Genomic DNA, 15432 nt, shown 5'->3' with positions numbered 1-15432 from the left:
GGAATTCTAAAGATGGCAACCACACCTAATATTGACAATAAGCGCTATCAAGGTCTGATTATTTCAATTGCACTATTCCTATCTTTGATTGGTGCTTTGCTAGCGTTTACGTTTTATACATCCAGTTTATTAGAAAGAAACACGGCTCTGATTGACCAGACCAACAAAGTGGCGAATAGTGCCCAGGCTGTAATTAAAGACCTTTTCGACTTAGATGCCAGTTACGGTGAAGATACCAACTCTCCTCATATACAACGTGTGTTAGAGCGTTTGGAGAAAAACACGGCGTCAATTACCAGCTCTATCGCTGCTATTGAACAAGGTGGAACGATCACTGATACCGAAGGCAGAAGTTATACTCTACCGAAGATAGATAGTGATGCCCAAGCAAACATTACTGCCGCCAATGAGCAGTGGAAAGCGTTAGAACCTAAAATTCAGACATATCTAAAAGATGCTGATAATATTATGGTTCCCTCTGCTGACGCGTTGACACAAGCGGTTGAGCAGGCAAAAACGTCAAGTTTGCTGATGAACGATTCTTTAGATAATCTTACAGATGACGTGTTCAATAGTGCAGAGAGTGAAGCATCTACGATTCGTCTTATTCAGGCAATTGGGGTTTTTGCTATTTTTGCCTACTTCTTGATCTTCGTATTCTTCTTTGTACGTCGTTTACGTGAAACGGATGCTGAAGCACTTGCCGCTCGTCGTGAAACTCAAGAAATTATGGAAACGGTTAATACGGGTCTATTCTTGCTTGACAAAGACTTGCGCATTGGTCAACAGCATTCTCGAGCACTGAACGATATTATCGGTGCTGATAGATTGGCTGGAGAAAACTTTACCAATGTACTGCGTGGTCGTATCTCAGATAAAGATCTAAAGACCACACAGCAGTTTATTGAGCAGCTTTACAATCCACGAGTCAAAGAAAAATTGGTGGATTCTCTCAATCCTTTGCACAAAGTCATGCTCCACAATACCTCTGGTAATAAAGGGCTCAATGATCGCTTCCTAGACTTTAAATTCTCACGTGTTTACGATGACAAAAACATTGCGCGTATTTTGGTCAACGTGAACGACGTATCAGATGCCGTCTATCTAGAACAGCGTCTAGAAAAAGAACGTACCGAAAACGACATGCAAATTGAGATGTTAACCACCATCTTGAATGTAAACCCGAAAATTATTAACGAGTTTATTGCGAACACGCAAACGCATATCGAGAAGATGAACAATATCTTGAAAAACCCTGGTAGTTCGCAATACGAATTAGAAGGCAAATTAAAAGCCATTTACCGTGAAATGCATAGCTTAAAAGGCGAAGCTTCTGCGTTAAAACTGCACAGCTTCACTAAGATTGCTTCAGATGCAGAAGACAAGTTGCACGCGTTGCAGAATCAAGGTCAACTATCGGGCAATGACTTCTTACCGTTAGCCGTACATTTGGATGACTTGTTGAGTCTATCAAATACCATTGCTACCTTGGGTGAACGTATTAACCGCTCAGCACCGCCAAGTGTAAAGCCTGCAACAGCGCCAATCAGCGATAGCTTTGCAAAAACCAATATCACTGAGAGTCATACATCAAACCATACTATCAATAACATAAACGCTGATCATGGTCAAAGTATTGATTTGGATAATGATGCAGACGATCAATTGTCTTTTTATAAAGAATTTGCAAAAGACATCGCAGCACGACAAGGCAAGCAAGTACAACTGAAAAGCGATACTCTAACGCAAGCGGACATACCAGACCATCTGGTGAAACCAATCAAAGAGATCAGTATTCAGTTACTACGTAATGCGGTAGTTCATGGTATCGAAGCACCAAGCGTTCGTCATTCCACGGGTAAAGATGCCGTAGGAACCATTGATGTAGAAGTAAAAGACAGCGGTTCAGACGTTTTGTTAATGGTACAAGATGATGGTCAGGGCATTGATTATGACGGTATCCGTACAAAATTGAGCAAAGAAGGTCGTTTTAGTACGGAAGAGGCAAATCAGCTCAGCCAAAATGACCTATTGAAGCAACTGTTTTCTTCAGGTTTTTCTACCAAAGAACACGCAGATGAAGATGGTGGCCGCGGCGTCGGTCTCGACATCATCAAAGCAAAAGTTAAAGAGTATAACGGCAAGCTTAATGTAAATAGTGAACTGGGTCAGATGACACGGTTTGTCATTACTTTACCTAAAGCTTAATTAAAAATAGCAGGGATATTGTCAAGGACGACAAGCACTTTATTAAAGGTAATAGATAAGTTATGCATAAGTTAATGATTGTTGATGATTCGAACATTATCAGAAACCGTATTCAGCGCGCGTATGATTCAGGAAATTTTATGTTGGTTGCTACGGCCACCAGCGGTGTTCAAGCCATTGAAAAATTTAATATACATCGTCCTGATGTGATCACTATGGACTTGACCATGCCGCAAATGGATGGTCTTGAATGTATTGAAAAAATCATCTCGATTGATCCTGACGTCCGTATCTTAGTGGTATCAGCGTTGTCTGATAAATCTACAGGTATTGAGGCGTTGTCGTTGGGTGCAAGCGGCTTTTTATGTAAGCCATTTTCAGAGGAGGAGCTTGTGGAGGCTTTGTATGAGCTGATGCAAGACTAATACTATTCAACGACCTAAGTAGATGTGATTATGAAAGAACAAAAACTACAGATTTTTTTAAGCATTATTAGTAATTATTTTAATCAATTTGGGGGAGAAGAGCTTGTCGCTGATACCCCATATTTGTTAGAAAATAAACAGCCCAAAGTTCATGATTATACTGGCGTGATTGGTATATCTGGTGGACAAAAAGGCGTGGTATATTTTTCGGCAACCCATCAGTTGTTGTCTTCTATATTAGACAATATGGGTGAAACCGATAAAAGTGATGAGAACTACATAGATTTGGCTGGTGAAGTCGCCAATACGATCGCAGGTAATGCACGCAAAGAATTCGGTTCAGAGTTTCATATTTCTGTGCCATTCGTGTTCAAGGGCTCTCCGCAAAGTATCGTACTGCCGAATGATGAGCGCTCTTTTATCATTCCCATCACTTGGCATGCTCAAGTTGGCGAGATCGTAGTTTGTTTGCAGGACTAACTGTCCTGCCGCGTAATAAAGATGGATATTAATATATTATGGTTAAAATAGAAAAGCTGGGCGTGTTTTTAAGCTCAATTAACGCATTTTTTGTACAGATTGATGGCTCAGAAGTAGACATTGATACGCCGTATCTAAGCCATAATAGGAGCGCTATAGGTTATGATTATAGCGGTATTATTAAGATATCAGGGCCTCTTGAGGGCTGTGTGTATGTGAGTGCGCCTAGCGTCATGTTACGAGAGGTAATAAAAGTGATGGAAGAGCCGGACTCTTCTATCACGATGATGAAAGATTTGTTGGGTGAAATGGCCAATACTATTTCTGGTAATGCTCGTACTGAATTTGGGTCAGAGTTTATTATTTCACCGCCGCACATCGTTGAAGGTGCTCCTAGCGTGTCTTATCTACCAAAAGACCGTCAAAGCTATATTACCCCATTCACTTGGCGTAATTACAAGGCCATGATTGGGATCTGTATTGCCTAATCTAAACTCAGCTTTATAGTCTCTAAAACTCAATGATTGCCTGAATAAATTGATTAAGTATGAGCTATCTAAGCACAAATTGCCCACTAAAAAAAGCGACACACTCTGTGTCGCTTTTTGTCATTTAATTCCTTTATATCTTATGTCTATCTGGAGAAGACCACAACGATAAACTGCTGGAGATTTGAATAGATTATATGATAAAATACGGCACAGCTATTTTCATCACTCTTTTTATCGTTTGGATTTAAGTTTTTCTTAGATCAGACAATAGCTTTTTTTAAACCAACCAATGACACACACATCATGGCAAAAAATTGCTGGGTGTTTGGCGACTTGATTAATTTGCAACAGGGTAGTGTGGTCTCAACGAGCACTCACTATTGGCAGATGCGTGTCGCTAGATAGGCAGTTTTTGTGATGTGGAGGCATAACCCAATCAATAGGACATTTTAACATGGCTACAAAGAATCCAACCAAAATCGAAATGCGCGACCTACTACAAGCTGGCGCTCACTTTGGTCACCAAACACGTTTTTGGAATCCAAAAATGGGTCCATATATTTTTGGTGCCCGTAACAAGATTCACATCATCAACCTAGAGCACACTGTAAAAGCATTTAACGAAGCATTGACTTACGTAAATGGCTTAGCGGCTAAGAAAAACAAAGTATTGTTCGTTGGTACTAAGCGCGCTGCAAGTGGTATCGTTCGTGAGCAAGCGACTCGTGCTGGCATGCCATACGTTGACCATCGCTGGTTAGGTGGTATGTTGACTAACTGGAAAACACTACGCCAGTCAATCAACCGTCTAAAAGAACTTGAAAAGCAATCAGAAGACGGTACTTTTGCTAAGCTGACTAAGCGTGAAGCATTAGAGCGTACTCGTGACATGGAGAAACTTGAGCGTTCATTGGGCGGTATCAAAGACATGGGCGGCCTACCTGACGCTATCTTCGTTGTAGACGTAGATCACGAAGCGATCGCTATCAAAGAAGCTAAGAACTTGGGTATCCCAGTTATCGGTATCGTTGATACAAACTCTAGCCCAGACAATGTTGATTACATCATTCCAGCTAACGATGATGCAATCCGTGCTGTATCTCTATATGTAACTTCTATGGCTGATGCAATCATTGCTGGTAAAGAATATGCACAAACTCAAGCTGGCGGTAAAGCTGAGCAAGAGCCTGCTACTGAAGAAGCATCAGTTGACGCTGAAGAAGCTGCAACTCCAGCAGAATAAATAGCTGACCCAAAGGGTTTAACTTTGTCAGGATAGTTTGATGATTTATTTGTCACTATTCATAACAGGTTATTAACAGCGTATAAGTAAGCTTATAATAGGCATGATGTAGTTTTACTCGTCATGCCTTCTTATTGATAGATAGCAAATATATTAAGTATAAGTTAAGCACTCCCATACATAACAATACTGAGGTAACTCTTATGTCAGAAGTAAAAGTATCTGCCAAAATGGTAAAAGAATTGCGTGACCGTACTGGTCTTGGCATGATGGAATGTAAAAAAGCGTTAGAAGAGTCAAATGGTGATGTTGAAGTAGCCATTGATAACCTACGTAAATCTGGTCAAGCAAAAGCAGCTAAAAAAGCGGGTAACATCGCAGCTGACGGCGCTATCATCATCGCACAAGGCGATAACAAAGCATTCTTGTTAGAAGTTAACTGCCAAACTGACTTCGTTGCAAAAGATGATAGCTTTACTGCGTTTGCAGAAAAAGTGGCCAATCTTGCATTAGAAAACAACGTCACTGATGTTGCTGCTATCTCTGAATTGCCTTATGGAGATGGTCAAACGGTTGAAGAAGCACGTGTATCATTGGTACAAAAAATCGGTGAGAACATTCAGATTCGCCGTGTTGAAACCCTAGAGGGTAATAACATTGCTTCATACCGTCACGGCCTACGTATCGGTGTGGTCGTTTCTTATGAAGGTGGCGATGCTGACACTGGTAAGAACCTTGCGATGCATATCGCTGCGTTCAATCCTGTTGCGGTTGCTGACGAAGACGTTGCAGCTGACCTATTAGCACGCGAAAAAGACATCATCGAAGCGAAAGCTAGAGAGTCTGGCAAGCCTGATAATATCGTTGAAAAAATGATCGAAGGTGGTCTGCGTAAATACCTAGAAGAAGTGACTCTTCTACGTCAGCCATACGTCATGGACAACGAGAAAAAAGTTGGTGATGTCCTAAAAGCTGAAGGCGTAAAAGTACTTGGTTTCAAACGTCTAGAAGTTGGTGAAGGCATCGAGAAGAAGCAAGAAGATTTCGCCGCTGAAGTTGCTGCAACTCAGGCTGCTAACAAGTAAGTATTAATTTACTGAAAACGACTAAGAATGTTGAATGCAAGTTATTTAACATTCGCAGTTTGGCTTTATCTTTCATGTAATACCTATAAGATAAAGCTGCTCAGTAAAATAAGAAAAAGCCCGTTAATCAATTAACGGGCTTTTTTGTGTTCGGATTTTAAGTTTTGGCTTCAGGCTTTAAAACTGAGTTTAGCGTAGTGCTGCATAAGCCGAATTGGTATAACTGGCACTGTTGATGTTACTACCAGTTGCATAGCTGACATTTTGTAGGCCGTCACTCATAGTCCTGTTTGTCGTCTGATTATTGGCACTCATACCTCCACCAGAAAGCCCAGCATCATTTTTGTACAGGCTATGGTAGCGACTCATCACTCTTTGGACATAATTACGAGTCTCTTTAAAAGGAGGGATACCACCGTATTTATCGACGTTGCCTTCACCAGCATTATAGCCAGCCACAGCGTGTTCGACATTATTATTGAAGCGGCGCATGAGCCATGCGATGTACTTAGCAGAGCCTTCTATATTGTCAGCTGGGTTCCAAGGGTTGCTCACATTAAAACGACGAGCGGTGGCAGGCATCAATTGCATAAGTCCTTGTGCCCCGACAGGCGAACGTGCATTCGGATTAAATGCCGACTCTGTGTGCATCATGGCTTTCATGAGTGCGGGATCCACACCGTTTCGCTCAGCAGACGCACGGATATAACTGTCATACGCGTTACGGCTACTGCTATTACTGGCAGCACTGCTACCATAATTATTGCTGCTATTACTGCCGTCATACATCTTAGAGTCTTTGTAGTAAGTGACTTTTACTTTTTTCGTAAATTTATCAAAATTACCACTTGGATTGACGTTGGTAAGGAGAACTTGTCCACCTTTGTCTTTATAAATATACATATTGCCTGCTTGGGCAGCAGTAGAAAAACCAGATAGAAGAAGAGTGGTGAGTAGGGCAGGAGGTAAGCAGCGATTAACTAAGGTTGCAATATTTATCATAGGGTCATCACTTTTTATAGAGTAATAGCAAATCTCTTTGCTTATAGGCGTGTTTTTTTGCGCATTTAAGCGGTCATTATGTTTGTAGGATTTTGCAGCTATAAGGCATATAGCCACCTAACAAAAATCACGTCTAACTAAAAACCACTTGCGATAGATACAAAAAATAATAGTGGCTTACTATAACATATAATAACTTTTCAACACATTTGATTGTCAAAATAAGCGCGAAATATAAATATTATCTACTAAATAACTATAAACAAATCAACATGATATTGGGATCAGATATGTCAGTAAACGAATAAGCTTAAAAAATAGAAATAAGTGGACCTAACATATCCATTTACTTAACCACTGAGCGCCCCAATGAAAATAGGCACCCAAACCGCAGTAACCAAGCCATTTACCGCCAGTCCAAAAGCAGCATAACGCCCAGCGGTATGGCTGATTTGCCATGCCTCTACCGTGCCAAACGCATGAGCTGCCAATCCAAGTGCCAACCCTTTGGCTCGATCATCATCGATACCGCGAAATAAGAAACGCGCTAAAGTACCACCAAGTAGCCCTGAGACAATAATGATCAAGTTTGCCATTGGCAATGGCGCTCGAATCAAATCTGCCACACTCAAACCAATAGGCGTGGTCACTGAACGAGTAGCAAAGGCCAATATGGTGTCGTGACTTAATGACATAAGGTACGCCAATGACATCGGTAATAAAGCACCAATAGCACTTGCAAGGACAACGATCAGCGTAAGCTTTTTGATCGGTAATCCTTTAAAGTTCATCGCTGCTAAGGGGACTGCTAGTAGTACGGTGACGTATCCTAATAGGTGATCAAATACAGGCTTGGCAGCACTATAATAATGATTATAATCCCATTGCAATAAAAACAAGAATACAAGCACCAAGACAAGGGCGGTAATGACCATCGGCAACCATGACAGCTTGCGTGCCAATACTCGAGCAATCACATGAGCCGCTAAGGTCAGTAATATGGCGGCAAGCGTAGTTAGCAACACGTTATCAGTAATCATGACATCTCCCCGCAGCTCACAGCTGTCCCTTCTGCTGATCGATGGTGGTGCTATCACTATCGTTTTTATGATTTAACCAACGATTGGCAAGTATGGCCAGTCCCCAAAGTGGAATCAACGTACTGATAATCATCGTGAGTATCACGCCCCATAGCTCATCTCCTAAGGCAAACAGCAACAGTCCTGCTCCAGCAGAAACTGGCAAGAAAGCAAAGCCACTATCGACAAGCAAGGTATTACTGGCATGCGTCAACCAGCTAGGTAGGCCTTTGAGCAATCGCCATATGATTAAAATGATAAACATCGCGATCAAGCCAACAATATTGGCCGCTTTTTCGATACCTGCCCACTGACAAATAATCACTGCCGACTCACGAACGAATATGACTATTGCCAGTGTGATTATGACAGCTAGCCATAAAGGTAAACTGGATGAGGGAGTAGACTTCATAAAGATTCTGGCCAAGTCAAATATAGATAGTGCAGGTATTCGATTCAAAAGAAACGCTCTTGCTCTAAAAAATGCATTTAATAAATTAAGCTTTATTAAGCCACCTACGAACGATTATATAGAGAGCAGATAGACTAATAAAGTCTATAAAAAAGCAGCGTCCTCTATTATCTTAAAAAGATATGAAAACTAAAAGCGATATATCAGATAAAAAACGGCAAAACAAAAAAGACGATATCAAATGATATCGTCTAGGTGTGACTGCGACAGCTATTTCAAATAATAGGCATTGCTTAGTATATCATTACTTAAATCTGAGAATCAGTAATAGGTGCTGCTTTTGTGCCAGTGTCGTCTGAGTTGGCAGTAGTGGTATTTAGCGAATTAAATTCATCAAAGGCCTGTTCTTCTGCTTCCGTTAACGTCTGCTCTTCTTCATCATCAGATTTTTCGAACTCTTCAAGGACTGGCATCAGCAAGGTTGCTTGCGCTAGTGGCAATACCTCTAAAGGATCTAAGTCGGCTTGCCCAAGCAGCTGTCGTAAGCGCTCGCTTGGCAAACGAATGGTCAAGCACTCATGACCATTATCATCGTAGCTCTCCTCCAAGATAACGCCCAGCTCATACAAAGTGTTTTTGAAGTGACCCGCACTATAAGGTAAGGTCAAATCGAAGGTAGTCAACTTACCGGTCAGCAGCTGCTGAACGGCAAGTGTTAGACCTTCCATACCGAGATTTTCTCTAGAAGACACATAAACGCGGTTGGGTTTACCTTCACTCGCATAACCAATATGCGCAGGTTCATCGGTCAAATCAATTTTGTTATAAACATTGAGTACTGGTACATCGTTATCAATTTCAGCCAATACGTCTTTTACTGCTTGAATTTGTTCATGCATGTCTTCACTAGACGAATCAATCACGTGTAGCAGCAAGTCCGCCTCTAACGTCTCTTCTAGCGTGGCATGAAATGATTCGACCAACTCATGTGGCAGGTGACGAACAAAACCAACAGTGTCTACCAAAACAACCCGTCCCACACCCTGCCAATCTAAGCGGCGTAATGTCGGATCCAACGTGGCAAATAGCTTGTCGGCTGCATAAATGTTTTCATCAACCAAACGATTGAATAGAGTCGATTTGCCCGCATTGGTATAACCCACGAGCGAAATGGTCGGTACATCAGATTTTTGGCGGCGCGCCCGGCCTTGGGCACGTGTTTGACGTACCTTTTCTAACTTGCTTTTTAACTGATTGACGCGAGTCTGTAGTAAGCGGCGATCCGTCTCAAGCTGAGTCTCACCCGGTCCACGTAAGCCAATACCACCTTTTTGACGCTCCAAATGGGTCCAACCACGTACCAAACGTGTCGATAAATGATTGAGCTGAGCAAGTTCTACCTGTAGCTTACCTTCGTAAGTACGGGCACGCTGAGCAAAGATATCTAAAATTAAACCGGTACGGTCAAGCACGCGGCATTTGACCAGCGCTTCAATATTACGCTCTTGAGAAGGCGATAAGCTATGATTGAAAAGGACGATATCAGCATCATGCTCGCGAACCAATTCTGCTATCTCTTCTGCTTTACCGCTACCCACGAAGTATTTGGCATCAGGTCTTTGACGTGAGCCTGTAACCAGCGCCAAACGATCTGCGCCTGCCGAATCTGCCAATAACTCAAACTCACTCAAGTCATCAGGATCTTGAATCTGACGAATGTCTAAATGTACGATGATGGCGCGTTCGCCACCTTCATGTCTTTCAAAATAATCCAAAGAGTATCACCTATTCAATAAAGTAAATAAATCGCCACAATACTAGTGCCTGATAATACAGCATTCAAAAGAATGAGATTTTTCATTCTATTAAGCCTGTAATCAATGCATCAAAATAGTAACGCAGCGTTCAGATAGCTGTTTATATGTGGTCTTATTGATTGATATTAAAGCGTATTGAGACAATTAGTGATGATTTTATGTTACAGAGTTGATAAGTGAATGCTTTGTCATTGGAGAGGTTGATTATCTTATTGGCGTTTTTATCAACAATAAGCGTTGGAAGAAAGAGGTGGCCTTTTTTATTCACAGAAGCAATATTCACAAAAGCAGTTTATAATTCAGTGCACAAATCATCACTGATTGAGCGAATTTTGTTATACTCATGGCGCTCGTTTTAGATATATAATCACAAGTTTTTTAACCACGAGGGGCACAGATGAGTCAATCTAAGTCAGGCTTTTCACTCAAACAGCAATTGGGTCGCGGCAAACAAATCGCTGGTATGACCACGACGATCGCTGGTGGACTACGCGCCGCCCAACGCATTGGGGCTTTTAAACAGCCACCACGCGAAACGCTACCACGCTACATCCAAACCTTTTGTCGCAAAATGGCCAGCTCTTTTGGGGTAGAGGTTGTTGCCGTTGAGCCCGTACAACAGCTTCATGGCTTATGGGTATCTAATCATGTGTCATGGATGGATATACCAGTAGTGGGTACGCTTAGCCCAGCTTTCTTTTTATCCAAAGCTGAGATCGGTGACTGGCCTATATTTGGGAAGTTGGCGCATGCGGCGGGTACAGTGTTCATTGAGCGCGGATCCGGAGACGCAGGTTCGGTTGCCACGCAAATTGCCAGCTTTCTAACCGAAGGGTTTTCGGTCATTTTCTTTCCAGAAGCAACCACGACCGATGGTAAAAAGGTCAAACGTATTCATGGTACTTTGCTACAAGCCGCCATCGATGCTGATGTGCCTGTGCGTCCGCTTGTGATTGCGTATGTCAATAAAGACGGCACGTTGAGTGATGCGTTACCTTATTATGGCAAGCTGACCATGAAGCAGAGTCTGAAAAAGGTGCTGGATAGTAAAGACGTCACCGCTTATGTGTTACCACTTGAGCCAATAGATCCCAAAGGTCTAAATAAAAGCCAATTGACCAATTTGCTGCAAGCACGTATGCAAGAAGGATTGTCGGAGTTGCATTCTCGGGTGCTAACAACAGAGTTGAACGTGTAGAGTCTTTTTTTATTCAAAAATAAGCACAAAAAAGGCGCGAACCGCAATGATAATACTCGCGGTTTGCGCCTTTTTTACTATAACCAATTCAAAATTAAAAGTTCTACAGGTAACTATAGTTAGTGAAAAGTAATATCGCTACAACACGTACTGCTGGTACAAATTTTTCTTGCTTGCTGTGCCCTCGCAGACAGAGGCGGCAAAAAATTTACACCAGCAATACGGTAGCGACTTTAAAATTTTTTAACTATATTAACCTATGGAGACGGGTTAGGATGCTGAGCATGTACCGCTTCAATCGCGTCTAACACGTCTGACGTTAAGGTGACATTGATACTATCGATGTTGGATTTAAGCTGTTCCGTCGTTGTTGCACCAATGATGTTGCTGGTCACAAAGTGACGTGAATTGACAAAGGCCAATGCCATTTGCGCCATGTCCAAACCAGCATCTGCGGCGATTTCGGCATACTGCTCAGTGGCTGATACGGCTTGATCGTTGGTATAACGGGCAAAGCGATCGTACATGGTAAGACGGGCGCCAGCGGGGCGTTTACCGCCCAAGTATTTACCAGACAGAACGCCAAATCCGAGTGGCGAATAAGCCAGTAGTCCAACGTTTTCGCGATGAGCTATTTCAGCCATGCCAACTTCATATAAACGGTTTAGTAAACTATAAGGATTTTGAACGGTAAGAGGAGCGATGAGGCCGTTTTTGTCTGCTTCCCAAAGATAGCGCATCAGACCCCAAGCAGTGTCATTTGACAATCCATAAGCACGAATACGACCTTTTTTAATTTCATCATTTAACGCCTGTATGGTTTCTAAAAAAGGCGTTAAGTCGTCTAGCGATTGGGCCGCCATTTCTTCAGTATAACCGCGTTGACTAAAAAAGTTGGCTTGGCGTTCAGGCCAATGCAGCTGATAAATATCAATATAGTCAGTTTGCAAACGTTCTAAATTGCCATCAATAGCGCTACTGATGTGTTCGGCATTAAAGCGCGTTTGCCCATCACGCAAAAAGTCCATCGGTGATATTTTGCTGGCAAGAACGACTTTGTCACGCTGTTTGGTTTTATTAAACCATGTACCCATGAAGCGCTCGGTATCACCTTGCTTGTCCTTGTCCGGTGGCGAAGGATACATCTCAGCCGTATCCCAAAAATTCACGCCCTCAGAGAGTGCCATATCCATTTGTGTATGGGCGTAAGACTCTGTATTTTGCTGACCCCATGTCATGGTGCCAAGACAGATTTTAGAAACTTTTTCATCGATTTGGGGCAATGTTGTATATTGCATACAAGTATCCTTTTAGCATTCGTTTTATAGTTTATTAGGTGTTTGGAAGGCTACATTAACTTTATACTTGTAACACCAGGGGGCGTCACTTTAAAGACTTTTACTTTAAACAGCACGTCTTGTCCAGCGAGAGGATGATTAAAATCGACTTCGATTTCCTCGTCATCAATGGCGCTAATCGTACCAGGCAAGGTGTTTTTGCCTTTGTCTTCAAACTCTACCATCATACCGATTTCAGGATTGTCAGCGACCAGCGCAAATTGAGGACGGCTAAAATGCTGGATGTTATCAGGATTCCATTCGCCAAATGCTTGCTCTGGCTCAAGATGGGCCGTTCGTGTGTCACCGGCACGTAGATTCATCAAAACCTGTTCAAAGCCTGGTAGTAAGCTCTCATCACCAATCGTTAAGCTGACAGGAGTGTCGCGGCTAAAGGTTGAGTCAATCACCGTACCATTTTCTAGCGAAACCTCAAAATGCAGCTTCACAAGACTACCGTAAGTGATACGTGTGTCTTCATTGGGATTAATAAATTGCGAATCGGTCATAGTTATCATTTCTTTTGTGAATTATGTTAAATAGATTAGAACTAGAAACTGTTTTTTATAGCAGATAAATAGTCTAGCATAGTCAGTATGTTACATGCCGCTATATCACGGGGAGAGTATGAAACATATATATTAGCCATTTAATTACTGAAATAAAACCTCACTGATTACTGACGAAAGTAAATTTAAGTTGACTTATGTTTCTATTTTGTATATAAATGTTTTTTATTCGTTAAAACAGCGAACTTTATTCTATAAGGTTCAATTTAAACAACTTTGAGATGACCATGAAAAAAGCTATTTTAGTAATCGGTGTATTTGCATTATTAGCCCAAGGTTGTGCGACTCCTCATGTCGTACAGACTAAAAAAGTAAGCGATGTCAACTTGTCATGTACACAAATTCTTAGTGAAATTGAAGAAGCTGAACAATTTGAAAAAGATGCGCGTGCTGAGCGTAAAATTACGGGCAAGAATGTAGCCGCGGCAGTATTATTTTGGCCAGCATTGATTGGTACTTACTCTAATACAGAAGAAGCTATTGACGCTGCAAAAGAACGCCGTGCTAATTTGACCAATCTATATGAACAAAAAAAGTGTCGTTAATGTCTTTGTTTTAATGATAAGTATCTAAAATACTTTCATGCCCGATCTAAACAAGCTGAGAGTTTACTCTTGGCTTTTTTTATGAGTTGATTAACAAGCTATACTATCCATAGTAACGACTAATAATAAAAAGCAGGTAGATATGGCAAACAAGCAACAAGGTCACATAAAAAAGTGGCAAGATGACAAAGGTTTTGGGTTTATTGATACTGAGCACGGTGAGTCCGTTTTTTTTCATATCAATGAGTTTAAAGCGCGCCGTCGTCCTGAGGTGGGTGAGCAGGTCGTGTTTACTGTTGGACGAGATAATCAAGGTCGCTTGCAGGCAAAAGACGTGCAAGAGTTGCAATTTGTACAGCAAAAAATGGCACAAAAAAACCAGCAAATACGTCAGCGTAATGCCAAACGTAGCGCGCAAGCAGATTTTGAAGCGGGACAAAAAAAGCGCTTGTTACTCGGTGCTGGATTCTATGCGGTCTTAATCTTATTGATGGTCACTCATAAAATAAGCTGGCTGGTGGTGGCTTGGTACGCAGCGTTGGGTGTTATTACCTATGCGATATATGCCAAAGACAAGGCAGCAGCGCAAAGCGGCGACTGGCGCACACCTGAGTCTACACTGCATTTAATGAGTGCGCTTGGCGGCTGGGTTGGGGCAATGGTGGCGCAAACTTACTTACGTCATAAGTCACAAAAACCAGAGTTTCGATTGACCTATTATTTGACCGTTGTCATCAATATGGCAGGTTTTTTGTTTGTATTGTCGGGTGGCGGCTTAGAATTTTTAAAAGGCCTATTGTAGACATTACCGATTACATAATCCGTTCGATATGACATCGTTACATTGATGACGACGTGCTACTGGTATAAGTTTTCCTTACTTGCTGTACCTACGCAGACAAAGGCTACGTAAAATTTATATCAGTAGCCCTGCACTTATTTTTTAGTAGTTCAATTCTAAAAATCCACTTATTGCTTCTGCTCTAATACTTGTTTATAGACGGCAGCATCTTTGTCCGAAAAGCAGCAAAATATCACCTCACGAATTGAGAACGTATGCGCTTGTTTAAGACTGCTTAATACAAATGCCCTCACAGTATCAATTGCTATCTCAGTCGCTTGTTTTAATGGATAACCATAGACGCCTGTACTAATTGACGGAAAAGCAATACTGGCAAGCCCTTGCTCAGTCGCTAATGCTAAAGATTTTTGATAACAGCTGGCAAGCAAAGCTGCTTCGTTATTATTGCCACCATACCAGACAGGGCCGACCGTATGAATCACATACTGACAAGGCAAGTTAAACGCTGGACTTATTTTGGCATCGCCAGTCTCACAGCCATTCAACGTGCGGCAATACTCAATCAGCTCAGGGCCTGCAGCGCGATGAATCGCACCGTCCACGCCGCCGCCACCCAGCAAACTTGAATTGGCAGCATTGACGATGGCATCGACACTTAACGTGGTAATGTCCGCTTTTAATACGGTTAAAGTAACGATAGGCTCAAGGTGCTCATGATTAGTGTCATCAAGCGTATTAA

The 15432-nt window shown here is 41.9% G+C and carries 16 protein-coding genes; 9 read left to right on the top strand and 7 right to left on the bottom strand.

All coding sequences use genetic code 11. The features are described from left to right. Positions 1-12: 12 nt before the first annotated feature. The 6 genes from CIK80_RS05045 (at position 13) to tsf (ending at position 5932) form a co-directional block, all read left to right on the top strand. On the top strand, positions 13-2208 hold the full coding sequence (locus tag CIK80_RS05045) for an ATP-binding protein (RefSeq protein WP_095569080.1): 2196 nt from the start codon (positions 13-15) through the stop codon (positions 2206-2208). A 62-nt stretch (positions 2209-2270) separates the two neighbouring features. Next, positions 2271-2633: a response regulator gene (locus tag CIK80_RS05040; protein ID WP_062843829.1), complete on the top strand. Its 363-nt coding sequence runs from the start codon at positions 2271-2273 to the stop codon at positions 2631-2633. 30 nt (positions 2634-2663) lie between these two features. Then, complete coding sequence (locus CIK80_RS05035) at positions 2664-3113, top strand: chemotaxis protein CheX (protein WP_062843830.1); 450 nt, start codon at positions 2664-2666, stop codon at positions 3111-3113. A gap of 38 nt (positions 3114-3151) precedes the next feature. Continuing rightward, a complete protein-coding gene (locus CIK80_RS05030) occupies positions 3152-3601 on the top strand; it encodes a chemotaxis protein CheX (protein WP_095569079.1) in 450 nt (149 codons plus the stop codon). A gap of 457 nt (positions 3602-4058) precedes the next feature. Then, on the top strand, positions 4059-4847 hold the full coding sequence (rpsB, locus tag CIK80_RS05025; protein ID WP_087042132.1) for a 30S ribosomal protein S2: 789 nt from the start codon (positions 4059-4061) through the stop codon (positions 4845-4847). A gap of 203 nt (positions 4848-5050) precedes the next feature. Next, the gene (gene tsf, locus CIK80_RS05020) at positions 5051-5932 is read left to right on the top strand and encodes a translation elongation factor Ts (protein WP_062843833.1); all 882 of its coding nucleotides are present in this window, start codon (positions 5051-5053) and stop codon (positions 5930-5932) included. A 189-nt stretch (positions 5933-6121) separates the two neighbouring features. Here the strand turns inward: tsf and CIK80_RS05015 are convergent, their stop codons facing one another. The 4 genes from CIK80_RS05015 to hflX form a co-directional block, all read right to left on the bottom strand. Next, positions 6122-6934 carry a lytic transglycosylase domain-containing protein gene (locus tag CIK80_RS05015; RefSeq protein ID WP_095569078.1) on the bottom strand — a complete coding sequence of 271 codons (813 nt, stop codon included), beginning with the start codon at positions 6932-6934 and terminating at the stop codon, positions 6122-6124. Positions 6935-7284: 350 nt separating this feature from the next. Continuing rightward, the gene (locus CIK80_RS05010; protein ID WP_095569077.1) at positions 7285-7974 is read right to left on the bottom strand and encodes an LrgB family protein; all 690 of its coding nucleotides are present in this window, start codon (positions 7972-7974) and stop codon (positions 7285-7287) included. A gap of 16 nt (positions 7975-7990) precedes the next feature. Beyond that, positions 7991-8425: a CidA/LrgA family protein gene (locus CIK80_RS05005; protein ID WP_095569076.1), complete on the bottom strand. Its 435-nt coding sequence runs from the start codon at positions 8423-8425 to the stop codon at positions 7991-7993. 308 nt (positions 8426-8733) lie between these two features. Then, complete coding sequence (hflX, locus tag CIK80_RS05000) at positions 8734-10200, bottom strand: ribosome rescue GTPase HflX (protein ID WP_095569075.1); 1467 nt, start codon at positions 10198-10200, stop codon at positions 8734-8736. 439 nt (positions 10201-10639) lie between these two features. Between hflX and CIK80_RS04995 the strand changes: the two genes are divergently transcribed. Further along, positions 10640-11440 (top strand): lysophospholipid acyltransferase family protein, encoded by an 801-nt coding sequence (locus tag CIK80_RS04995; RefSeq protein ID WP_095569074.1) that lies wholly within the window; start codon positions 10640-10642, stop codon positions 11438-11440. Between the two features lie 257 nt (positions 11441-11697). On the opposite strand, the gene CIK80_RS04990 is transcribed toward CIK80_RS04995, so the two are convergent. Further along, positions 11698-12738 carry an aldo/keto reductase gene (locus CIK80_RS04990; RefSeq protein ID WP_095569073.1) on the bottom strand — a complete coding sequence of 347 codons (1041 nt, stop codon included), beginning with the start codon at positions 12736-12738 and terminating at the stop codon, positions 11698-11700. Positions 12739-12788: 50 nt separating this feature from the next. Continuing rightward, positions 12789-13286 (bottom strand): peptidylprolyl isomerase, encoded by a 498-nt coding sequence (locus CIK80_RS04985; protein WP_095569072.1) that lies wholly within the window; start codon positions 13284-13286, stop codon positions 12789-12791. Positions 13287-13573: 287 nt separating this feature from the next. Between CIK80_RS04985 and CIK80_RS04980 the strand changes: the two genes are divergently transcribed. Both CIK80_RS04980 and CIK80_RS04975 read left to right on the top strand, forming a co-directional pair. Next, complete coding sequence (locus CIK80_RS04980) at positions 13574-13891, top strand: hypothetical protein (RefSeq protein WP_095569530.1); 318 nt, start codon at positions 13574-13576, stop codon at positions 13889-13891. 142 nt (positions 13892-14033) lie between these two features. Then, positions 14034-14693: a DUF1294 domain-containing protein gene (locus CIK80_RS04975; protein ID WP_095569071.1), complete on the top strand. Its 660-nt coding sequence runs from the start codon at positions 14034-14036 to the stop codon at positions 14691-14693. 167 nt (positions 14694-14860) lie between these two features. On the opposite strand, the gene CIK80_RS04970 is transcribed toward CIK80_RS04975, so the two are convergent. After that, on the bottom strand, positions 14861-15391 hold the full coding sequence (locus CIK80_RS04970) for an O-acetyl-ADP-ribose deacetylase (RefSeq protein ID WP_095569070.1): 531 nt from the start codon (positions 15389-15391) through the stop codon (positions 14861-14863). Positions 15392-15432: the final 41 nt, after the last annotated feature.

Source organism: Psychrobacter sp. JB193 (assembly GCF_002285555.1).
Taxonomy (GTDB): domain Bacteria; phylum Pseudomonadota; class Gammaproteobacteria; order Pseudomonadales; family Moraxellaceae; genus Psychrobacter; species Psychrobacter alimentarius.
The sequence above is the reverse complement of the archived record's forward strand: the minus strand, read 5'-3'. Positions and strand labels throughout refer to the sequence as shown.